This window comes from Lysobacter concretionis Ko07 = DSM 16239 (assembly GCF_000768345.1).
In the GTDB taxonomy this organism is placed as follows: domain Bacteria; phylum Pseudomonadota; class Gammaproteobacteria; order Xanthomonadales; family Xanthomonadaceae; genus Novilysobacter; species Novilysobacter concretionis.
In genome coordinates this window covers 78,010-99,450 of sequence record NZ_AVPS01000005.1, presented here as the reverse complement: position 1 = coordinate 99,450, position 21,441 = coordinate 78,010, and the positions used below count along the sequence as shown (strand labels likewise).

General features: G+C 65.4%; 18 protein-coding genes and 2 tRNA genes. 14 read left to right on the top strand and 6 right to left on the bottom strand.

Annotation, left to right across the window (positions count from 1 at the left end; all coding sequences use genetic code 11):
* The first annotated feature begins 36 nt into the window (after positions 1-36).
* The 5 genes from folD (at position 37) to tadA (ending at position 8,059) form a co-directional block, all read left to right on the top strand.
* Positions 37-951, top strand: a complete 915-nt coding sequence (gene folD / locus N792_RS06880) for a bifunctional methylenetetrahydrofolate dehydrogenase/methenyltetrahydrofolate cyclohydrolase FolD (RefSeq protein ID WP_036193729.1) — start codon at positions 37-39, stop codon at positions 949-951.
* Positions 952-978: 27 nt separating this feature from the next.
* Positions 979-2,436 carry an IMP dehydrogenase gene (gene guaB / locus N792_RS06875; RefSeq protein ID WP_036193728.1) on the top strand — a complete coding sequence of 486 codons (1,458 nt, stop codon included), beginning with the start codon at positions 979-981 and terminating at the stop codon, positions 2,434-2,436.
* 111 nt (positions 2,437-2,547) lie between these two features.
* A complete protein-coding gene (guaA, locus tag N792_RS06870; protein WP_036193727.1) occupies positions 2,548-4,131 on the top strand; it encodes a glutamine-hydrolyzing GMP synthase in 1,584 nt (527 codons plus the stop codon).
* A 342-nt stretch (positions 4,132-4,473) separates the two neighbouring features.
* Positions 4,474-7,341: a ligand-binding sensor domain-containing diguanylate cyclase gene (locus N792_RS06865; protein ID WP_052103600.1), complete on the top strand. Its 2,868-nt coding sequence runs from the start codon at positions 4,474-4,476 to the stop codon at positions 7,339-7,341.
* 229 nt (positions 7,342-7,570) lie between these two features.
* Positions 7,571-8,059 carry a tRNA adenosine(34) deaminase TadA gene (gene tadA / locus N792_RS06860; RefSeq protein ID WP_036193726.1) on the top strand — a complete coding sequence of 163 codons (489 nt, stop codon included), beginning with the start codon at positions 7,571-7,573 and terminating at the stop codon, positions 8,057-8,059.
* 18 nt (positions 8,060-8,077) lie between these two features.
* Here the strand turns inward: tadA and N792_RS06855 are convergent, their stop codons facing one another.
* Positions 8,078-8,560 (bottom strand): DUF2721 domain-containing protein, encoded by a 483-nt coding sequence (locus N792_RS06855; protein ID WP_052103597.1) that lies wholly within the window; start codon positions 8,558-8,560, stop codon positions 8,078-8,080.
* Positions 8,561-8,619: 59 nt separating this feature from the next.
* Between N792_RS06855 and orn the strand changes: the two genes are divergently transcribed.
* Entirely contained in the window at positions 8,620-9,204 is a 585-nt protein-coding gene (gene orn, locus N792_RS06850; RefSeq protein ID WP_036193725.1) for an oligoribonuclease, read from the top strand.
* 154 nt (positions 9,205-9,358) lie between these two features.
* Here the strand turns inward: orn and ppsA are convergent, their stop codons facing one another.
* Entirely contained in the window at positions 9,359-11,731 is a 2,373-nt protein-coding gene (gene ppsA / locus N792_RS06845; protein WP_036193724.1) for a phosphoenolpyruvate synthase, read from the bottom strand.
* 132 nt (positions 11,732-11,863) lie between these two features.
* On the opposite strand from ppsA, the gene ppsR reads away from it, so the two are divergent.
* The 5 genes from ppsR to N792_RS06820 all read left to right on the top strand — a co-directional run bounded on the left by ppsR (position 11,864) and on the right by N792_RS06820 (position 13,998).
* Positions 11,864-12,685: a posphoenolpyruvate synthetase regulatory kinase/phosphorylase PpsR gene (ppsR, locus tag N792_RS06840; protein ID WP_036193723.1), complete on the top strand. Its 822-nt coding sequence runs from the start codon at positions 11,864-11,866 to the stop codon at positions 12,683-12,685.
* A gap of 31 nt (positions 12,686-12,716) precedes the next feature.
* A complete protein-coding gene (locus tag N792_RS06835; RefSeq protein WP_036193722.1) occupies positions 12,717-13,211 on the top strand; it encodes a DUF1249 domain-containing protein in 495 nt (164 codons plus the stop codon).
* A 45-nt stretch (positions 13,212-13,256) separates the two neighbouring features.
* Positions 13,257-13,332, top strand: a tRNA-Ala gene (locus tag N792_RS06830).
* Positions 13,333-13,397: 65 nt separating this feature from the next.
* Positions 13,398-13,473, top strand: a tRNA-Glu gene (locus N792_RS06825).
* Between the two features lie 237 nt (positions 13,474-13,710).
* A complete protein-coding gene (locus N792_RS06820; RefSeq protein WP_036193721.1) occupies positions 13,711-13,998 on the top strand; it encodes a hypothetical protein in 288 nt (95 codons plus the stop codon).
* A 131-nt stretch (positions 13,999-14,129) separates the two neighbouring features.
* Here N792_RS06820 and N792_RS06815 read toward each other — a convergent pair whose 3' ends face one another.
* From N792_RS06815 to N792_RS06800, 4 genes are all read right to left on the bottom strand, one after another.
* The gene (locus tag N792_RS06815; RefSeq protein WP_084105502.1) at positions 14,130-14,576 is read right to left on the bottom strand and encodes a hypothetical protein; all 447 of its coding nucleotides are present in this window, start codon (positions 14,574-14,576) and stop codon (positions 14,130-14,132) included.
* Positions 14,577-14,583: 7 nt separating this feature from the next.
* A complete protein-coding gene (locus N792_RS13775; RefSeq protein WP_084105500.1) occupies positions 14,584-15,114 on the bottom strand; it encodes a DUF411 domain-containing protein in 531 nt (176 codons plus the stop codon).
* Between the two features lie 163 nt (positions 15,115-15,277).
* Positions 15,278-16,597 (bottom strand): sensor histidine kinase, encoded by a 1,320-nt coding sequence (locus tag N792_RS06805; protein WP_036193720.1) that lies wholly within the window; start codon positions 16,595-16,597, stop codon positions 15,278-15,280.
* Positions 16,598-16,638: 41 nt separating this feature from the next.
* Positions 16,639-17,310, bottom strand: coding sequence for a response regulator transcription factor (locus tag N792_RS06800; protein WP_036193956.1), 672 nt, complete (start codon positions 17,308-17,310; stop codon positions 16,639-16,641).
* Positions 17,311-17,508: 198 nt separating this feature from the next.
* On the opposite strand from N792_RS06800, the gene N792_RS06795 reads away from it, so the two are divergent.
* The 3 genes from N792_RS06795 to zwf all read left to right on the top strand — a co-directional run bounded on the left by N792_RS06795 (position 17,509) and on the right by zwf (position 21,363).
* Positions 17,509-18,210, top strand: a complete 702-nt coding sequence (locus N792_RS06795) for a phosphatase PAP2 family protein (protein WP_036193955.1) — start codon at positions 17,509-17,511, stop codon at positions 18,208-18,210.
* Complete coding sequence (locus tag N792_RS06790; RefSeq protein ID WP_036193718.1) at positions 18,207-19,871, top strand: phosphoethanolamine transferase; 1,665 nt, start codon at positions 18,207-18,209, stop codon at positions 19,869-19,871. The genes N792_RS06795 and N792_RS06790 overlap by 4 nt, the downstream gene beginning before the upstream one ends.
* A gap of 85 nt (positions 19,872-19,956) precedes the next feature.
* Positions 19,957-21,363 (top strand): glucose-6-phosphate dehydrogenase, encoded by a 1,407-nt coding sequence (zwf, locus tag N792_RS06785; RefSeq protein WP_036193716.1) that lies wholly within the window; start codon positions 19,957-19,959, stop codon positions 21,361-21,363.
* Positions 21,364-21,441 lie beyond the last annotated feature (78 nt).

Genomic DNA, 21,441 nt, shown 5'->3' with positions numbered 1-21,441 from the left:
ATAATACCGGCCTTCGCTGCACCCAGGCCGAACCATTTGAAGACTGCCGCAACACCCCAGACCGCCCGGATCCTCGATGGCAAACGCATTGCCGAGGATCTGCTCGACAACCTCAAGGCGCGGGTCGATGCCCGCATCGCCAGCGGCAAGGCCGCGCCCGGCCTGGCGGTGGTGCTGGTGGGCGCCGATCCGGCGTCGGCGGTGTACGTGCGCAACAAGCGCCGCGCGGCCAGCAAGGTCGGGATACGCGCGATCGATTTCGACCTGCCGGCAGGAACAGGCGATGACGAACTGCTCGCACTGATCGACAAGCTCAATGCCGACCCCGACGTGCACGGCATCCTGGTGCAGTTGCCGCTGCCGGACCGCCGTGACGCCACAGCCCTGATCCATCGGATATCGCCGAAGAAGGACGTCGATGGTTTCCATCCGGAAAACGTCGGCCATCTCGCGTTGCGGCAGTTCGGCCTGCGGCCCTGCACCCCGCGCGGCATCACCACCCTGCTGGCCTATACCGACCGACCGGTCCGCGGCGCGAGTGCGACCATCGTCGGGGTTTCCAACCATGTCGGCCGGCCGATGGCATTGGAGCTGCTGATTGCCGGCTGCACCACCACCTGCTGCCACAAGTTCACCCCGCCGGCGGTGCTGGAGGCTGCCGTGCGCGGCGCGGACATCCTGGTCGTGGCGGTCGGTCGGCCGCAGTTGATCCCGGGCGAGTGGGTCAAGCCGGGTGCGGTGGTGATCGACGTGGGTATCAACCGGCTGGATGACGGCCGCCTGGTGGGCGATGTCGGCTTCGAGGCGGCGGCGCAGCGGGCCAGCTGGATCACCCCGGTGCCGGGCGGAGTGGGACCGATGACGGTCGCGACCCTGATGCAGAACACCCTGGAAGCGGCCGAGGCGGCGGAAACCGCATCCGGTTGCGCGACCCGGAACGCGGTACAATGACGCGCTTCACTCCCCCCGGTCCCGCCCATGTTGCGCATCCAGGCTGAAGCACTCACCTACGACGACGTATCGCTCGTTCCAGCACATTCGGTCGTCCTGCCCAAGGACGTCAAGCTGGATACCCGATTGACCCGAAACCTGAGCCTGCGGTTGCCGATCCTGTCGGCCGCGATGGATACCGTCAGCGAGGCCCGTCTGGCCATCGCGATGGCACAGCTCGGCGGCATCAGCATCATCCACAAGAGCATGACGGTGGCCCAGCAGGCGGCGCACGTCGCCCAGGTCAAGACCTTCGAGGCCGGCGTGATCAAGTCGCCGTTCACGGTCGGTCCGGAAACCACGATCGCCGATGTGCTCAAGCTCACCCGCGAGCGCAACATCTCCGGCGTGCCGGTGGTGGATGAGGGCCAGCTGGTCGGCATCGTCACCAGCCGCGACATGCGCTTCGAGACCAAGCACGACGACCCGGTCCGCCACATCATGACCCGCAAGGACCGGCTGATCACGGTCAAGGAAGGCGCCAGCGACGAGGAGGTCATGGGCCTGCTGCACAAGCACCGGATCGAGAAGGTGCTGGTGGTCAACGACGCTTTCCAGCTCAAGGGCCTGATCACCGTCAAGGACATCCAGAAGAAGTCCGACAACCCCAACGCCGCCTACGACAGCATCGAGCGCCTGATGGTGGGCGCCGCGGTCGGCGTGGGTGGCGATACCGAGGCGCGCATCGAGGCCTTGGTCGCTGCCGGCGTGGACGTGGTGGTGGTCGATACCGCGCACGGGCATTCGCAGGGCGTGCTGGACCGGGTCAAGTGGGTCAAGAAGCACTTCCCGCAGTTGCAGGTCATCGGCGGCAATATCGTCACCGGCGATGCCGCGCTGGCACTGATGGACCACGGCGCGGACGCGGTCAAGGTCGGCGTCGGCCCCGGTTCGATCTGCACCACCCGCATCGTCGCCGGCGTCGGAGTGCCGCAGATCAGCGCGATCGACATGGTTGCCGAGGCACTGCAGGACCGCATCCCGCTGATTGCCGACGGCGGCATCCGCTACTCGGGCGATATCGGCAAGGCGCTGGCCGCCGGTGCGTCAACGGTGATGATCGGCAGCCTGTTTGCCGGTACCGAAGAGTCTCCCGGCGACAGCGAGTTGTTCCAGGGCCGCCACTACAAGAGCTACCGCGGCATGGGCAGTCTGGCGGCGATGGAGAAGGGCTCCAAGGACCGCTATTTCCAGGACGCCTCCGACGCGGACAAGCTGGTGCCGGAAGGGATCGAAGGGCGGGTCCCGTATCGCGGACCGCTGCGCAACATCGTCCACCAGCTGGTGGGTGGTCTGCGCGCCACGATGGGATATGTGGGCTGCGCGACGATCGAGGACATGCGCAAGAAGCCGCAGTTCGTGCGCGTCACTTCCGCCGGCTCCCGCGAGAGCCACGTCCACGATGTGCAGATCACCAAAGAGCCGCCGAACTACCGTTTGGGGTGATGGACAATATTTGCGGCCCGCACTTCGCGGGCCGGGTGCTACCGCCTCCGCATTGTTCGCGGAGCGCGGGATGTGGCGTGCCTGACAAGTACATGGCGATCCGAGTAGACGATGACCGACATCCGCAGCGACGACATTCATTCCGACCGCATCCTGATCCTCGACTTCGGCGCGCAGTACACGCAGCTGATCGCCCGTCGCATCCGCGAACTGGGCGTCTATTGCGAGATCTGGGCCTGGGACCATGACCCGGCCGAGATCGCCGGCTTCGGCGCGAAGGGCATCATCCTGTCGGGCGGGCCGGAATCGACCGTTGCAGAGGACTCCCCGCGTGCGCCGCAGGCCGTGTTCGACGCCGGCCTGCCGATCCTGGGCATCTGCTACGGCATGCAGACCATGGCCAAGCAGCTCGGGGGCGAGACCGAAGCGGCCGACCAGCGCGAATTCGGCCACGCGGAAGTCGCCCTGGTCGCGCATGACCGCCTGTTCGAAGGACTGAAGGATCATCCCGGCTCGCCGCCGCGGCTGGACGTGTGGATGAGCCACGGCGACCACGTGTCGAAGGCGCCGGAAGGCTTTATCGTCACCGCCCGCACCGACCGTATTCCGGTCGCGGCGATGGCGGACGATGCCAGGCGCTGGTATGGGGTGCAGTTCCACCCCGAAGTCACCCACACCAAGCAGGGCGGGGCGCTGCTGAAGCGTTTCGTCACCGACATCTGCGGCTGCCAGACCCTGTGGACGCCGGCGCACATCATCGAGGACCAGATCGCCCGCGTGCGCGCGACCGTCGGCAGCGACGAGGTGATCCTCGGCCTGTCCGGAGGCGTGGACTCCTCGGTCGTCGCCGCGCTGCTGCACAAGGCGATCGGCGACCAGCTGACCTGCGTGTTCGTCGATACCGGCCTGCTGCGCTGGCAGGAGGGCGACCAGGTGATGGCGACCTTCGCCGAGCATCTGGGCGTGAAGGTCATCCGCGTCGATGCGGCCGATCGCTATTTCACTGCACTGGAAGGCATCACCGACCCCGAAGCCAAGCGCAAGATCATCGGCAACCTGTTCGTAGACATCTTCGAAGAGGAGTCCGCCAAGCTCGCCAACGCCAAGTGGCTCGCCCAGGGCACGATCTATCCCGACGTGATCGAGTCGGCCGGCAGCAAGACCGGCAAGGCCCACATGATCAAGAGCCACCACAACGTCGGCGGCCTGCCGGAGCACATGAAGCTCGGCCTGGTCGAGCCGTTGCGCGAGTTGTTCAAGGACGAGGTGCGGCGGATGGGCGTAGAGCTCGGCCTGCCGGCCTCGATGGTCTACCGCCACCCGTTCCCCGGCCCGGGCCTGGGCGTGCGCATCCTGGGCGAGGTCAAGCGCGAGTTCGCCGAGTTGCTGGCCCGCGCCGACCACATCTTCATCGAGGAGCTGCGCAAGGCCGACCTGTACGACAGGACCAGCCAGGCATTTGCGGTGTTTCTGCCGGTCAAGTCGGTCGGCGTGGTCGGCGATGCACGTGCCTACGAATGGGTGATCGCGCTGCGTGCGGTGGAGACCATCGACTTCATGACCGCCCACTGGGCGCACCTGCCGTATGACTTCCTCGGCAAAGTTTCCAACAGGATTATCAATGAGTTGCGCGGCATTTCTCGCGTTGTTTATGACATAAGCGGGAAGCCGCCCGCAACGATCGAGTGGGAGTGATCGGGGAGCCGAAAGTACCTCGCAGGAATGCGCTTGAACCCGGAAATTCACAACGCCCCTTCAGGGGCGTTGCTTTTTGAGGCAGGTATGCGCTCGGTGGATGTGAGCGGGACAATAGTGTCGACTACCGGTCGGCATCCACCACAGTCAGTGCTCGTTGGCGTCCGGCCGTCGGTCGGGCTTTGTTATCGTTTCAGATTCTCATGGCTGAACAGGTGAAACCCGATGCCGCATGACGCCACTGCTTCGTGCAACCGGCTCGATCAGGGCGGCAAGGCGTATACGGGTTTTCGCTCGGGATATCTGCCTGGGCAGGCGCGGCTTTCCGCATGCTGGCAGCGAGTGCGCGGTGCATTGCTGCTGGGCATGCTGTGCATGTGCGCGTGGCCGGCGCTGGGCTTGCCGTCCAAGCCGCTTGACGGCTATTTCAAGGAAATCTGGACCACCCGCGAAGGGCTCCCGCACAACCTGATCCACGGCATCGCGCAGACGCAGGACGGCTATCTGTGGTTCGCCACCTGGGAGGGGGTGGTGCGCTACAACGGGATCGATTTCCGCCTCTTCGACCAGCATGCCGTACCGGAACTGCGCGACAGCGGCGTGCTGGTCCTGCGTCTGGCGCGCGACGGCGGCTTGCTGCTGGGAACGGCGAGCGGCGGCGTGGTGCGCTATCACGCAGAACGCTGGAGCGTCTGGCCGGGGGCTGAGGCCATGCCGCAGGATCAGGTCATCGATCTTGTGGAAGGCCGCGATGGCGAACTGTGGGTAGGCACGCACAGCCGCGGCGTGTTGCGCATCGACAGCAGCGGCGTGATCACACCTTTCGGTGTTGACGCCGGCCTGCCCAGCCACTCCGTGCTGAAGATGCTGCAAGCAGAAGACGGCACGATCTGGATCGCTACGATGGGCGGACTGGCGCGCTATTCGGGCGGCCGTTTCGTGGCACAGGGTGCGGCGCAGGGATTGCCTCCCGGCCAGGCGTTCAGCGTGGTCTCCGCGCCGGATGGACGCATCCATGTCGGCATGGAGCAGGGCGTGTGGCGGCAGGACGGCGAGCGCTTTGCACCGCTGGCGTTGGACATGCCGCCCAGCAACGTGACCCGCATGAGGGTGGAAGCCGATGGGACGCTCTGGCTGGGTACGGTCACCGGTCTGTATCGCCACAGCCCGAGGTATGGGCTGGAGCGGATCGGCACTGCCAACGGCCTGCCCAACGAACAGATTTCCGCACTCTGGCTGGACCGCGAAAACAGCCTGTGGGTTGGCACCAATGGCGGCCTGCTGCGTCTGCGCGATGCGCCTTTCACCACGTTCGGCGTGCAGGATGGGCTGCCCAATGCCTATGTGCGCAGTGTGCTGGCCGATACGTCGGGCATGCTCTGGATCGCCACCAGTGACGGCCTGGGCTGGCTGCACGATGGCCGTTTCGGTGCCGCCGGCAGCCGCGATGGCCTGCCCGGCGATTCACTGCTCAGTCTCGCCAGGGCGCGTGCAGGCGGTGTCTGGATCGGCAGCTACAGTCACGGCGCGGTGCGGTGGGATGGCCGCGTGCGCCGCCACCTCGACAGCCGCGGCGGCCTGACCGGCAATCAGGTGCGCGCCCTGCTGGAAACCGGTGACGGCACGCTGTGGGTGGGTACCTCACGTGGACTGAACCGGGTCGATGCGCAGGGCGTGAGGCACTACACCGTGGCCCAGGGCATGCCCAACGACTTCATCATCGCGCTGCACGAGGATCGACACGGCGCGTTGTGGGTCGGCACTTCCAACGGGTTGGCGCGGATCGAAGGCGAGGATGTCCGCGCTTATTCGCTGCACGATTTCGGTGCCAATAACGTATTCGGTCTGCACGAAACCGATGACGGCACGCTCTGGCTGGCGACCAACCAGGGATTGATCCGCCGCCGCGACGGAGACATGCGCCTGATCGGCATAAAGCAGGGATTGCCCGTGGCGAAGATCTTCCAGGTGCTGGAAGACAGCGAAGGCGGTTTCTGGCTCACGTCCAACCGCGGCATGTTGCGGGTGACGCGGCACGACCTGGATGCTGTGGCCGATGGCCGGCAATCGGACATGGAAGTGGAATGGTTCGACGAGGGTGATGGGCTGGCGAGCGCGCAGAACAACGGCAATTCCGGGCCGGCGGCGTGGCGTGCCGCGGATGGAAAGCTCTGGTTCGCCACCGCCGGGGGACTGGCGATGACCGAGTCGGGGCGCATCCACGAACTTACCCGCACGCCGCCACCCGTGATGATCGAGGAAGTGCGCGTGGATGATCGTCCCACGCCGCTGCAAGCAGAACTTCGCCTGCCGCCGGGCACGCGCAAGCTGGAGCTGCACTTCGCCGGCCTGAGCTATCTGATTCCCAGGAAGATCCGCTATCGCTACCGGCTCGATGGCTTCGATCCGGATTGGGTCGAGCGCGGCTCACTGCGTTTTGCGCAGTACACCAACCTGGAGCCCGGTGATTACGTATTCCGTGTTTCCGCTGCACATCCGAACGGCGGCTGGAGCACGGAGGAAGCGCGCATAGCGTTGCAGGTCCAGCCCCGGTTGATGCAGCGCAGCGATTTCCGACTAGGGCTGGCGGCGCTGGCCCTGCTGGCGCTGTATGGGTTCTATCGCTGGCGCGTGCATGCGTTACAGGCGGTCAAGCGCCAGCTCAGTATGCAGGTAGAAGAGCGCACCCACGATCTTCGCGTCCAGGCCGAGGCGTTCGGGCGGCAGGCGCGCGAGGACGCACTCACCGGGCTGATGAACCGGCGCGCCTTCGACGAAGCGCTTGCACGGGAATTTGACAGCGCCGTACGCGAAGGCGCACCGCTTACGCTGGTCATTGCCGATCTTGACCATTTCAAGCGCATCAACGATGAGTATTCGCACATCGTCGGCGATGCCGCGCTGCGTGTCGTCGCCGATACGATCCGCGCACATGCCGGCAAGCGCGTGCCCGCTGCGCGCTGGGGCGGCGAGGAATTTGCCTTGCTGTTTCCCGGCCTTGCACACGAGGACGTGTTGGCGCATTGCGAACGGCTGCGTCAAGCGGTGGCTGCCATCGACACCTCCGGCTTTGCACCGGGATTCTCGATGAGCATCAGCATGGGCGTAGCCGAGCGTGTGGGACTGACCCATCACGAAAAACTGATCAACCGCGCCGACGCGCTGCTCTACGAAGCCAAGCGCAGCGGGCGCAACCGGGTATGCGGGTGATGCAGGAGGTTTGCCTGCTGCCAGAAGGTGCACATGGCGACGCAGCTTCGGCCATAGCTGTCCGGTGGTGTTGCCGCACCGCTGGACGCTGTCGCCGGCCATATGGGATCTGCTGGTTGAATTGATCAATGGAACTGCGTGTCTCTGTCCGATGAAAAGATGAATTAGAGTGGCCGCCAAGCCGCGCGGATTTCCTGCGGATTCTGTAACAGAAGCCAGATAAACAAGTGTGTCGACTCCCAACCCGATAACCACGAACGACGAAGCCTGGATGCGCCACGCGCTGGCGCTGGCCGATCGTGCCGAACGCGAGGATGACGAAATCCCGGTCGGAGCGGTGCTGGTCTCCGCCGACGGTACGGTGCTCGGCGGAGGCTGGAACCGCAACATCACCGAGCACGATCCGACCGCCCATGCCGAGATCGTCGCGATGCGTCAGGCCGGCCTGCGCCTGGCCAACCATCGGCTGCTGGGCTGCACCCTGTATGTGACCCTCGAGCCGTGCGCGATGTGCGCCATGGCGATGGTGCATGCGCGGGTCGCGCGGGTGGTCTACGGCGCGACCGACCCCAAGACGGGCGCGGCGGGCAGCGTTTTCAACCTGCTCGCCGACCCGCGCCACAACCACCGGGTGGAAGTGCTGGGCGGGGTGCTGGGTGAAGAAGCGGGCAGGCGGCTGACGAGTTACTTCCGGCGCAAGCGCAGCAAGCCTGTCTGAGCGCGTCGCAAGGCCGGCTCAACTCCCCAGGGCCGGGATGTCCTTGTCCAGTTCGGCCTTGAGCTCGCGGTCCAGCATGCGCAGGCTGATCCTGGCCTCCTGCCCCAGGCACAGTGAGGCCGCAAGCATCAGCAGGACGCCCAGCACCGCCAGCAGGGTCGGCAGGAACCCCAACTGGTAGCCGAAAAAGGCATCCGCGGCGATGCCGATGCTGGTACCGACGAACGCGCTCAACGCGCCGTACAGCATCCGCAGCGCGCCCAGTACCAGGTAGGAACGCTTTCGATGGAAACCGATCCGGGTCTCCAGCTCGATACGTGCCGGCCCGGGCACGGTTTCCCGCAGGTTGGCAATTTCCGTGCGCATCCGGTCCACCACCCGTGCCAGCCGGTTGTTGGAGGAGATCAGCAGGGAACCCGTCGCGGTAAGAAAGAACGCGGGGGTGATCATCGCCGAGATGACGGCGTAGTGATGCGGATCGGCGATGAGGGTGGAGCTCATGGAGGTGTCCGTGACAGGCTGACGGTATGATGCCCGCCACTTCATGATGACGCGAGCACATGACCTCGAACGGCTCCCCGACAACTGACAACCTGATCTGGATCGACCTGGAAATGACCGGCCTGGATACCGGCAACGACTCCATCCTGGAGATCGCGACGGTGGTGACGGACAGGCAACTCAACGTGTTGGCCGAAGGCCCGGAACTGGCGATCACGCACCCGCTGTCGCGGTTGGAGGCGATGGACGACTGGAACCGCAACCAGCATGGCAAGTCCGGCCTGTGGGACCGGGTGCTGGAGCAGGGCGTGTCGATGGTGCAGGCCGAGGATCAGACCCTGGCGTTCCTGGCCCAGTGGGTGACGGCCGGCGCTTCGCCGATGTGCGGCAATTCGATCTGCCAGGACCGCCGCTTCCTGCATCGCCTGATGCCGCGACTGGAAACCCATTTCCATTACCGCAACCTCGACGTCAGCACACTGAAGGAGCTGGCGCATCGCTGGGCGCCCGAGGTGTCCGCCGGCCTGCGCAAGCAATCCAGCCACACGGCGCTGAGCGACGTCCACGATTCGATCAACGAGTTGCGGTACTACCGCGGCTTCATGGGCCGGCTGGGCGGATTGAACGAGCCCGTATCCGACTGAGTTGCCGCCGGGCGGAGTGGGTTGGGTCTATCGCCTGAAGAATGCTTTCCAGTAGCGATGCATGTCGCACCATTGAAAACGCCCCGCAACAAGCGGGGCGTCTGGCTCTGCCACTGGCTGCCGGCCGATGCATCCGACCAGCACGAACCGGAACCTAGCCAGCCTTGGCCTTGGCAAGGCGCAGCCAGGTGTCCACCACGGTATCGGGGTTCAGCGATACCGAATCGATACCCTGTTCCATCAGCCACTGCGCCAGGTCGGGATGATCGCTCGGCCCCTGACCACAGATGCCGACGTACTTGCCCTTCGCACGGGCGGTCTGGATCGCCATCGACAGCAGCTTCTTCACCGCCGGGTCGCGCTCGTCGAACAGGTGCGCAACGATGCCCGAATCCCGGTCCAGGCCCAGGGTCAACTGGGTCAGGTCGTTGGAGCCGATCGAGAAGCCGTCGAAGATCTCGAGGAACTCCTCGGCCAGCAGCGCATTCGATGGCAGCTCGCACATCATGATGATCTTGAGCCCGTCCCTGCCTTGCTCCAGGCCATTGGCGCGCAGCACTTCGACCACCTTGCGGCCTTCCTCCAGCGTGCGCACAAACGGGATCATGACCCACAGATTGGTCAGGCCCATCTGCTCGCGCACCTTCAGCACGGCGCGGCATTCCAGCGCGAACGCGTCGCTGAAGCTGGGATCCACGTAACGCGCCGCACCGCGGAAACCGATCATCGGGTTTTCCTCGTGCGGCTCGTAACGCGAGCCACCGATCAGGTTCGCGTACTCGTTGGACTTGAAGTCCGACAGGCGCACGATCACCGGCTTCGGCGCGACCGATGCGGTGATCGTCGCGATGCCTTCCGCCAGCCGGTCGACGTAGAAATCGACGGGGTTGCCGTAGCCGGCGATCTTGTCGTCGATCTTCTGCTTGGTTTCCGCATCCTGCTGGTCGTATTCGAGCAGCGCCTTGGGATGGATGCCAATGTGGCTGGCGATGATCATTTCCAGCCGCGCCAGACCGACGCCGGCGTTGGGCAGCATCGCGAAGTCGAACGCGCGGTCGGGGTTGCCGACGTTCATCATCACCTTGAGCGGTGCCGGCGGCATCTTGTCCAGGTCAGCGACGTGGCGCTCGAAGGGCAGGGCGCCGTCGTAGATGAAGCCGGTGTCGCCTTCCGCGCAGCTCACGGTGACGGTCTGGCCATCCTTGATCGCATCCAGCGCATTGCCGGTGCCGACGACGGCAGGCACGCCCAGCTCGCGGGCGATGATGGCCGCGTGGCAGGTGCGGCCGCCGCGGTTGGTCACGATCGCCGAAGCGCGCTTCATCACCGGCTCCCAATCGGGATCGGTCATGTCGGCGACCAGCACGTCACCGGGCTGCACACGCGCCATGTCCGTCAGCGAACGCACCACGCGGGCCACGCCGCTGCCGATCTTGTGGCCGATCGAGCGGCCTTCACAGATCACCGGGCCACGCTCGCCGAGCTGGTAACGCTCGATCTGGGTCGCCCTCACGCGCGACTTCACGGTCTCCGGACGCGCCTGGACAATGAACAGCTTGCCGCTGACGCCGTCCTTCGCCCACTCGATGTCCATCGGCCGGCCGTAGTGTTTTTCGATCACCAGCGCCTGCCGGGCCAACTCGTGCACGTCTTCATCGCTGATCGAGAACGTGCGGCACATCGCAGCCGGCGTGTCCTCGGTGCGCACGCGCTCTCCGGGCTGGTCGGAATACACCATGCGCAGCTGCTTGGCGCCGATGGAGCGGCGCAGGATCGCCTGCTTGCCGTCCGCCAGGGTGGGTTTGTAGACGTAGAACTCGTCGGGATTGACCGCACCCTGCACGACCATCTCGCCCAGGCCGAAGCTGGACGTGATGAACACCACGTCGCGGAAGCCCGACTCGGTGTCCAGGGTGAACAGCACGCCCGAAGCGCCGACGTCGGAGCGCACCATCAGCTGCACGCCGGCCGACAGGAACACGTCCTCGTGCTTGAAGCCGTGGTGGACGCGGTAGGCGATCGCGCGGTCGTTGTAGAGGCTGGCGAAGACTTCCTTCACCTTGACTACCACATCGTCCTCGCCGGTGACATTCAGGAAGGTCTCCTGCTGGCCGGCGAAGCTCGCATCGGGCAGGTCTTCGGCCGTGGCCGAGGAACGGACCGCGACGGCAACCTCGCTACCGCCGTTGTCGGCACACAGCTGGCGGTACGCCGTGCGGATGTCCGTGTCGAGCGCCGGCTGCAAGGGTGCGCCGATCACCCAGTCGCGGATCTCCTTGCCTGCCTCGGTCAACGCGCCGACATCCTCGACATCCAGCGGGGCCAGGCGGTCGAAAATGCGCTGCTCGAGATCGTTGTGGGCGATGAAATCCTTGAACGCCTCCGAGGTCGTCGCATAACCACCGGGCACCGACACCCCCAGGCTGGACAGGTTGCCGATCATCTCGCCCAGCGACGAATTCTTGCCGCCCACGCGGGCGAGGTCGTCCAGGCGCAGGGCGTGCAACCAGAGGATGTTGTCGTTCAAAACGGGGTGTCTCCATGGATTTTGGCGCGCCGGGCAGCGCGGCGAAGCCGTTATGATCGCCTCTGCGCCGGGTGCTTACAAGGTTGATCCGACGGGCTTTTTCCTATGGCAAACAACAGGGCAGGGTGCGTGATGGCGGAACTACGGCCGGTTTTCTATATCTCCGATGGCACCGGCATCACCGCCGAGACGATCGGCCACAGCCTGCTGACCCAGTTCACCGACACCGAATTCATCGCCGAGCGGATCTCGTTCGTCGACAGCGTCGAACGCGCGAAAGAAGCCGTATGCCGCATCCGCGCCGCTGCCCAGACCCACGGCGTGCGCCCGGTGGTGATCAACTCCTGCATGGACCCGGCGGTCAGCGAGACCCTGGCGGAAAGCGACGCGCTGATGCTGGACGTGTTCGCCCCGTTCATCGAGCCGCTGGAGCGCGAACTCGGCCAGTCCCGCATGCGCGAAGTCGGCCGCGCCCACGCGATCGTCGATTTCGATACCTACCATCGCCGCATCAACGCGATGAACTACGCGCTTACCCACGACGACGGCATCAGCGTGGATTACGACGATGCCGAAGTAATCCTGGTGGCGGTGTCGCGCGCCGGCAAGACACCCAGTTGCGTGTACCTCGCCCTGCAATACGGCATCCGCGCCGCCAACTACCCGCTGACCGAGGAAGACCTGGAGCACGATCGCCTGCCGGCGAGGCTGCGGGCCAGCCGGGAAAAACTGTTCGGCCTGACCATCGACCCACAGCGGCTGCACCAGATCCGCCAGGAGCGCCGGCCGAATTCCCACTACGCCAAGCTGGAGACCTGCAAGCGGGAAGTCGCTGCTGCCGAGGCCCTGTTCCGGGCCGAGCGCATCCCGACCCTGAGCACCACCAACACCTCGATCGAGGAGATCGCCAGCAAGGTCATGTCGACGCTGCGGATCCGCCGAGAAATGTTCTGATCCTGCCGATGCGGGCGTGTAGGATCGAGCCATGAATTCGCTCGTCACCACCGCTGCGCGCATCCCCTCGCTGAGCCGTTTCGGCTGGTTGATGGCGCTGTACACCGAGAACCACATCCGCCTGGGTCGCCTGTTCGCTCCGGCAAGCCTGGCCCCGGGATCGCACGTGTCCAGCGTCGGTGATGGCCTGGACCTGCAGGTGGACGTGCTGCTGCAGCACCGTTACACCACCGAGCTGCGCCTGACCTACGGCATGCCCGATCCCATCACCGGCGAGCCCGATCCGTCGGCCTACCTGCGGCATTACCACGACGCCTGCCAGTTGGAGGCGACGCATTGCTATATCGGTCGCCGGTGGCAGGATGTGCTGGGCATGTATCCTCCACCCGCCGAGTTGATCGGGCACCGCCTGCGCATAAACACCTTCCTCGGAAAGTGGCTGCAGTACCTGTCCGAACGTGGCCACGGCACGGCCACGTTGAGGGCAAAAGAACGAAATCACGGAGAAGTTCAAAACAGGGCTTGACGGCCTGTGAAGTCCACTCTAAGCTTGTCGACTTTCCAGCCCTGTGGGGCCATAGCTCAGCTGGGAGAGCGCCTGCATGGCATGCAGGAGGTCGGCGGTTCGATCCCGCCTGGCTCCACCATTTTTAAATGTTCTTTGTTACTCGGCTGTGTGAAAGACAGCCGGCAAAAGTACGAAGTTCACTGCGTCCCCATCGTCTAGTGGCCTAGGACACTGCCCTTTCACGGCGGCGACAGGGGTTCGAATCCCCTTGGGGACGCCACTTTTTCACCCATTGAAACCCTCGCGGTTTCAAGCAATCAAGGCTCCGGTGACGGGGCCTTTTTTGCGTCTGCGACAATCATCCGGCGACTCTTCACCCGATCGCATTCCGGCCGGGCGTATGTTCGCTTCCATCGGTCATCGCGTTGCCGGGCCCCCTGCGACACCGGCCGATGGATGCGGAGCTGCGGCATCGGGCTCACCCGCGAACGGGCTGGCGAAAGTCGAGGGTCGGATCATGCAAGAGCAGATCAGGGAAGGCTTCATGGTGTTCGTGTCCGACGGCGAGGAGGGCGTCGGCGCGGTACGCGAAATCCGCAACTCCCCTCCGGGACTGGTGGTGTATATCGAGAACACCGGAGACTTCCTGGTGCCGCTCGGCGCGGTCGCGGCGGTGCACTCCGACAAGGTCATCCTCAATTGCGATCGGCTGGATCCGGCGTTGCGCAGCGCGATCAACCACGCACGCGATGCGGAAGATCCGTTTTACGTCGCCCCGCCCGAACCTCCCGAGGAAGACGGGTAGGCCGCCAAGCTGTCGACCAGACATCTTCGACGCGTTTTGACCCGTGATTGGCAGTGCGCTTGCCCGGTGTCGATTGGTGGCCGGTCGCGATAGCTGGATCTGGGCGATACGGTTGTTGGTGCTCGCAGTGATCAGTGCATGCGGTCATTGCCGCGTTTGGAAGCAGACTTCTGGCCTGCCGCGGTTTTTTCCACGGCTTCCGCACGCATCGTGGCTTCCAGTTGCGCTTCGAACTCCTCAAGGCTCATGCCCTGCAGGCCGGCCTCTTCGGTCGCTGCGTCACGCAGGGCATTGGAGAACTTGAGCGTGACATGGGTGCCGCTGCGTTCGAGCATCGCGGCAGCGCGCTTGATCATCGTCAGGATGGTGGCCGCGCTTTCCGAGCCACCGACCATCTTGCCGTCCAGGCCGAGCACCCACTCGCCGTCGCGTCGGGCGATGCCGCCCAGCAGCGTGCCGTGCGCATCGCGCAGGTCGGCATGGGCCTCGACGGCCGGCCGCAGTGTGGCGGTCACCACCCGCTCGCGGGCTTTCTTTTTCTTGTTGGCGTCGCGTTTGGCTTTGGACTGGATCGACATGGGGGCCTCAGTGGCCGTGCCGGGCGTAGGCCGACGTGCTGCCGTCGCGGCCGATCAATTCCACCACATAGGGATCGACGTGGCCGCCGGGAACCTCCATGCCGGGGGAGCCTGCCGGCATTCCGGGCACGGCCAGCCCCCGGGCATCCGGTGCTTCCGCCAGCAGACGCTTCACGTCATCGGCCGGGACATGGCCCTCGATGAAGTAGCCGGCGACCTCGGCGGTATGGCAGGACTCCTTGCCCGCCGGCAGTCCCACGCGCTGCTTGATGGGCATGACATCGGCGACGTCGCGCACCTCTACCGGGAAGCCCGCGGCGCGCATGTGCTCGATCCACGAGCCGCAGCAGCCGCAGTAGGGGTCCTTGTGGACGACGACCAGCGGCGATGCCGAAGACGCGTCGGCAGGGGCGCTGGCATCCGTGCCGGAAGACGTGGCGGCGGTGGTCGCTGCGACGGCGTCGGGGCTACGGGCACAGGCCGGAAGGGCAACAAGCGCGGCAAGGGCAAGCAGGGCAGCGAGATGACGGATCGGCATGGGAAGGCTCCTCGTGAGAGCGGGAGGATACGACAGGAGTGCACGCCCGGTATCGGCGCCGGCGAGGCGATTGCGTCGCATCGCCGCTTGATCGAGGCATCGGAGCATTGATGCCGGGTCATGCCGCGTGGCATGCGGCCATGACGGGCAGGCCCGCCGGGATTCAAGCCAGTGCCGGACCGCTTGCACCCGATTCCCGCACCGGCTCACCGTGCGGGAGCTGGATCACGACCCGCCCGGATTCAGCCTGCGTGTCATCGATCCGCCACCCCAGTTGCTCGGCCAGGCGTCCGACCAGGGTCAGCCCGAGGCGACGGTCGCTGGGACGTGGCTGGATCTTGGCGGCGCTGGTTTGCAGCGTGTCCGGTGAAGTGAAGTGCAGCTCGACGGTGTGGCACGAGCCAGGTTGGCGCGCGCCGGTGACCCGCAATTGGCCGGGCACGCCAGGCGGAAGCATCCGACGGACGATGCCGCGCAGGACCAGTTCCGCCTCGGCGACCGGCAGCAGGCAATCCCCATCGGGGCCGGGATCGTCGTCGCGCCCTGCTTCAGCAGGCTGGAATTCATTGCGGTCATCGCGTTCACCACCATCCACCACCAGGCGCACCTGTCCATTCCTGACCGGGACCGCGTTGGCGAGACAGGCCGTCAGCCATCCATGCAGCGCTACCCGCTCGGGCGCGCTGGTGCGTCGACGCGCAAGGCGGAGCAGGGCGTCGATCAGTTCCGACAGTTCGCGGATGCCCCGGTCCAGGCGTTGCAGGCGGGAGCGCAGGGCGGGAAATTCGTCGCTGTCTTCCAGCAGCAGTTCCGTCGCGCCGCGTACCACCGAAATGGGTGTGCGCAGTTCATGGCTGGCATCGGCGAAGAACGCACGCTCGGTTTCCTCGGCCGATACCAGTCGCGCCTGGTACTCGTCGATGGCGGTGCCGAGGCGGCCAAGCTCGTCATCGGGCAGGCCACGCCCCAGATGGGTGGCGACCGGTTGCGTCGGCAGGCTGGCCACGGCATTGGCCAGGCGGCGCACCGGGCGGATGACACCACCCGACATCAGCCAGCCCAGCCAGGCGCTCACCAGCGTGCCCAGCACGACTACGGCCAGCAGGATGAAGGAGAGATAGCGTTCCAGCTCTTCGACATCGTGCAGGTCGATGGTGAAGAACAGCCGGCCTGCGGCGGTATCGGCAACCGCCAGGTGGACGCCGTCCTGATCCTCAGGCAGCTCGCGGATTCCCGGCGGTTGCGAGGCCAGCTCCGCCGGTACTTCGCCACTGCCGTCGGGGCGGCGCAGGTAGGCGCTGAGCCGGCTGGTCTGCGGCAGGTCGAGGTCGGGCTGGCGCGTCAGCCGAGTCGCGTAGTCTTCCACCTGGCTGCTGAGAATGGCCTCCACCAGCACCCGTTCGTACTCCTCGGAAATGAACACCGTCGCGCTGGCGAACAGCACGCTCAGTACCAGTCCCATCAGGGTGTACAGCAGCGTCACCCGGGCCCTTAGCGGGAGCGGCTTTCCGAACCGGGACTTCCTCATTCCGGGGCCACCAGGCGGTAGCCGATGCCGTGGACGGTCTGCAGCATGGTGGTGCCGAACGGCTTGTCGATGAGGTGGCGCAGGTCGTAGACGAGGGTGTGCAGCGAGGCTGCGTCACCCGCCTCGTCGCCCCAGACGCAGTCCAGCAAGGCGCGCTGGTTGACCACGGCCGGCGAGCGCTGCATCAGCAATCCAAGAATCTTGCCTTGGGCGCGGGTGAGGGAAATCCGTTTGCCATTCCGGCTGGCCATCATCGCCTGCGCGTCGAACGTGAGCGGGCCGGTGGCGAGAGTGGCATTGACCAGGGGTTGGCCTCGTCGATGGAGCGCGCGTATGCGGACCTCCAGTTCCTTCAGCTCGAACGGCTTGACCATGTAATCGTCGGCGCCTTCGGCAAATCCCTTGAGCTTGTCTTCCAGGGTGTCGCGCGCGGTCAGCATCAACACCGGCGTCCCGTGCCCGACGTCGCGCAGGCGTCGGCACAGGTCCAGACCGTCAAGCCGCGGCAGCCCCAAGTCCAGCACGATCACGTCGAACGGAGAGCGCATGGCGTGCATCAGGCCGGTCTCGCCGTCGGCTGCGTGGTCGACCACATGCCCGCGCCGTTCCAGGAAGTCCCAGATATTCGCGGCGATGTCGTGCTGGTCTTCGACGATGAGGACTTTCAAGGCGTTTTTCATCGGCTTCATCTGGCGGATGCAGCAAGTCTAGTGGGGGAAGATGCAGCCGAATTAACGCCGGCCTGAGAAATGACTGAGAGCCGCTTACGGCATGGCTCACAAGCTGCACGCATCTGTCATCGACATCGTTGAGTTGCCGTGCCGCCCATTCCGATCCTGCTGCCCGTCAATGCCGACACCGGTGCGATGTCCAAGGCGTTGACGACGGTGGCAACGCCGCACTTCTATCGAAATCACCTGCTCCTCCCGGTGATGGCTGCGATCTGCCTGAGCACGATCCTGATGGGGTTGCAGGGTGACTTCATGCTGGCCGACCGCCTGTATGCCCTGCAAGGTCATGCGTGGACGCTGAAATCCCACTGGATCACCGAAATGGTGATCCACCAGCAGGGGAAATCCGTCAGCGCGGCGGCGTGGCTGGCGGTGCTCGCGGCCTGGATATGGAGTGCCGGGGATGCGCGCCTGGCGCGCTGGCGACGACCGCTGGCCTATCTCGCGATCACGACCCTGCTGGCCTGCCTGGCGGTATCGGTCCTGAAGGCGGTCACCGGGATGGATTGCCCGTGGGATCTGCAACGGTACGGCGGCAGCCAGGCGTTCGTGGGCCTGTTCCAGCTCCGTCCTAAGACCATGCCGTCGGCCGCCTGTTTTCCTGCGGGGCATGCCAGTGCGGGCTACGGCTGGGTGACCTGGTATTTCTTCCTGTTGGCGGTGCGGCCACGTTGGCGATGGGCGGGGCTGGCTCTGGCCCTGATGGCGGGCGGAGTGTTCGGATTTTCCCAGCAACTGCGCGGCGCGCATTTCCTGTCGCACGACCTGTGGTCATTGATGACCTGCTGGCTGGTGGCGTTGGCCGGGTATGCGCTGATGTTGAGGGGGGTGCGATGAGCGCGGTCAGCCTGCCGCTGACGCGGGTGCGTGCCTGGCCCGCGTCGCGGCCACAGATCAGCGTGGAGATGCTTGCCCTGTTGGTCAGCGTGTTCTTTTCCATGGCCTGCAACGGGGCGTTCTGGCACGCCTACGCCGAGACCGGCGGATTGCAGGCGGCAGCGGGATGGAGGACGGCGATTTCGCTGTTCGTCGCCATGACCGGCTTGAACCTGCTGCTGTTGTGCACGGTGCTCAATCGCTGGACGGCCAAGCCGTTGTTGACCGTGCTGCTGCTGGTCACCGCATTCGCGGTGTACTACATGAACCAGTACACGGTGTATCTGGATCCGGACATGATCCGCAATGTGCTGCACACCGATGCCCGGGAATCGGCGGAGCTGCTCACGCGCGGCCTGGTGCTTCCGGTGGTGCTGTATGCGGCCATTCCGATCGCGCTGGTGTGGCGGGTACGCTTGCAGTGCTTGACGCCGGGGCGGGCGTTGCTGCGCAGATTGGCGACGATGCTGGTGGCGGCCGTGGTGACGGTCGGCGCGTTGCTGGTCTCGTTCCAGGACATCTCGTCGCTGATGCGCAACCACACCGAGATCCGGCATCTGATCACGCCGGGCAATTACCTGGCCTCGCTGGCCCGTGTGGCGGGCGCCGACGGCAAGGGTGCGAGTCAGGCACGGTTACCGGTAGGCGCCGATGCGCAGGTGGTGGGCCGCAATGCAGGCAAACCGCGACTGCTGGTCATCGTCGTGGGCGAGACCGTGCGGGCGCAGAACTGGGGGCTCAACGGGTATTCGCGCCAGACCACGCCGGAGCTGGCCCGACGGGACGTGCTGAACTTCCCCGATGTGACCGCCTGCGGTTCCAGTACCGAGGTGTCGCTGCCGTGCATGTTCTCCGCGCAAGGCCGGCACAGTTACGACAAGCAGGCGATCAAGCACTCCCAGTCGCTGCTCAACGTCCTCGACCACGCCGGCATCGCGACGTTCTGGCGCGACAACCAGGGTGGATGCAAGGGGGTCTGCGAGGGCTTGTCGTTCGAGTCGGTGGCCGACGCCCGCGTGCCGGAACTCTGCGATGGCGAGGGTTGCCTGGATAATGTGCTGCTGCACGGACTGCAGCAGAAAATCGATCTGAACGACCGCGATCAGGTCGTGGTGCTGCACCAGCTCGGCAATCACGGCCCCAGCTATTACCGCCGCTATCCGGCGCAGTTCCGACAATTCACTCCGACCTGCGAAACGCCGCAACTGGGCAAGTGCAGCCAGGACGAGATCGTCAATGCCTACGACAACGCGATCACATACACGGATCACTTTCTCGCCGGGGTCATCGACCAGTTGGCCAGCGATACCGGGCGCGATACCGCGATGATCTACCTGTCCGACCACGGCGAGTCGCTGGGCGAGCACAACCTCTACCTGCATGGTGTGCCGTATCAGATTGCCCCGGCGACCCAGCTCAAGGTGCCGATGGTGATGTGGCTGTCACCCGGGCTGGTGGCCGACCGCGGCATCGATCTTCGCTGCATGCGGCAGCAAAGTGCCAGGCCGGCCAGCCACGACAATCTGTTCAGTTCGGTACTGGGATTGATGCAGGTCCGGACGGATGTCTACGACCCGCGGCAGGATCTGTTCGCCGACTGCACCGGACCGGCGGGAGCCTGATGGTCACCGCGCAGCCCCTTCGTCGGTTTCATCACGCGTCCGCCGGCACACTGTCGGGCACCCTGATGGCCGGAGATGAGCCGAGATGGCGATACCGAGTTCAGACGCTTTCGTGTTCTTCGGTGCGACCGGAGACCTGGCCTACAAGAAGATCTTTCCGGCGCTGCAGGGGATGATCAAACGCGGTGAGCTCGACATGCCGTTGATCGGGATGTCGCGCGGCGGCTGGTCGCTGGACCGGTTGCGCGAGCGCGCCCACGACAGCCTGCGCGACAACGGCGGCGTGGATGCGGACGCATTCGCCCGCTTGTCGGCGCAACTGCAGTACATCGACGGCGACTACAACGACCCTGCCACCTACGAGCGCTTGAAACAGGGCCTGGACGGCGCATCGCGGCCGATCCATTACCTGGCGATTCCGCCCAGCATGTTCGGCACGGTGGTGCAGGGGCTGGCGGCCGCGGGCTGCAACGACGGCGCGAGGGTGATCGTCGAAAAGCCGTTCGGTCGCGACCTGGCTTCCGCGCAGGCACTGAACCGCGAACTGCACCAGGTGTTTCCCGAATCCGCGGTGTTCCGCATCGACCACTACCTGGGCAAGGAAGCGGTACGCAACCTGCTGTATTTCCGCTTCGCCAACACCTTCCTGGAGCCGGTCTGGAACCGCACCTACGTCGCCAGCGTGCAGATCACCATGGCCGAGAGCTTCGGCGTGCAGGGCCGTGGCAGCTTCTACGAGGAAGTCGGCGCGATCCGCGACGTGGTGCAGAACCACCTGCTGCAGGTCATCGCCTTGCTGGCGATGGATGCACCGGCCGGCAGTGATCCTGACTCCCTGCGCGCCGAGAAGCTGCGCCTGTTCCGCGCCATCCGGCCGCTCGACGTGAAGCACGTCGTGCGCGGGCAGTTCCGCGGATACCGCGATGAGCCGGGCGTCGCCGCCGACTCGCAGGTCGAGACTTTCGCCGCCCTGCGCCTGCATATCGACACCTGGCGCTGGGCCGGCGTGCCGTTCTACATCCGCGCCGGGAAGCGCCTGCCGATCACCAGCACCCAGGTCGTGGTCGATCTCAAGCGCCCGGCGCTGTCGATCTTCGACGATATTTCGGCGGCGAAGTCGAACTATTTCCGCTTCCGCCTCAGCCCCGAGGTGGTGATCTCCGCCGGCGCGCGGGTCAAGAAGGTCGGCGAGAAGATGCAGGGCGAGCGGGTCGAGCTGATCGCACGCAGCAGCCCGGACGGCGGCAAGTCGCCGTATGAGCAGCTGCTTGGCGATGCGATCCGCGGTGACACTTCACTGTTCACCCGCGACGATTCCGTGGAGGAAGCCTGGCGCGTGGTCGAGCCGGCGCTGGCAGGTTCGCATGCCGGTCACGTAGCACCCATCACGATCTATGAGCCCGGCAGCTGGGGTCCTCCGGCCGCGGCAAACCTCGTGAGCGGCAGCGAGGGATGGCACGACCCCGTGCCCGAAACCAGTCATCCATGCTGACGCGCGGACCCGTCGAACCTGTTCAGCCGGCACCTCAATCCGCACCCGCCGCCACGGCGAGCCTCTACCATTGGTCCT

Coding starts and splice junctions, on each gene's coding strand:
- N792_RS13775 (WP_084105500.1), bottom strand. CDS start 15,114: ATGCCGATCCGTCATCTCGCTGCCCTGCTTGCCCTTGCCGCGCTTGTT.
- N792_RS06835 (WP_036193722.1), top strand. CDS start 12,717: ATGAATTCGCTCGTCACCACCGCTGCGCGCATCCCCTCGCTGAGCCGT.
- zwf (WP_036193716.1), top strand. CDS start 19,957: ATGGCGATACCGAGTTCAGACGCTTTCGTGTTCTTCGGTGCGACCGGA.
- N792_RS06815 (WP_084105502.1), bottom strand. CDS start 14,576: ATGTCGATCCAGTCCAAAGCCAAACGCGACGCCAACAAGAAAAAGAAA.
- N792_RS06795 (WP_036193955.1), top strand. CDS start 17,509: ATGTCCAAGGCGTTGACGACGGTGGCAACGCCGCACTTCTATCGAAAT.
- ppsR (WP_036193723.1), top strand. CDS start 11,864: ATGGCGGAACTACGGCCGGTTTTCTATATCTCCGATGGCACCGGCATC.
- N792_RS06855 (WP_052103597.1), bottom strand. CDS start 8,560: ATGAGCTCCACCCTCATCGCCGATCCGCATCACTACGCCGTCATCTCG.
- N792_RS06790 (WP_036193718.1), top strand. CDS start 18,207: ATGAGCGCGGTCAGCCTGCCGCTGACGCGGGTGCGTGCCTGGCCCGCG.
- guaA (WP_036193727.1), top strand. CDS start 2,548: ATGACCGACATCCGCAGCGACGACATTCATTCCGACCGCATCCTGATC.
- N792_RS06820 (WP_036193721.1), top strand. CDS start 13,711: ATGCAAGAGCAGATCAGGGAAGGCTTCATGGTGTTCGTGTCCGACGGC.
- guaB (WP_036193728.1), top strand. CDS start 979: ATGTTGCGCATCCAGGCTGAAGCACTCACCTACGACGACGTATCGCTC.
- orn (WP_036193725.1), top strand. CDS start 8,620: ATGACCTCGAACGGCTCCCCGACAACTGACAACCTGATCTGGATCGAC.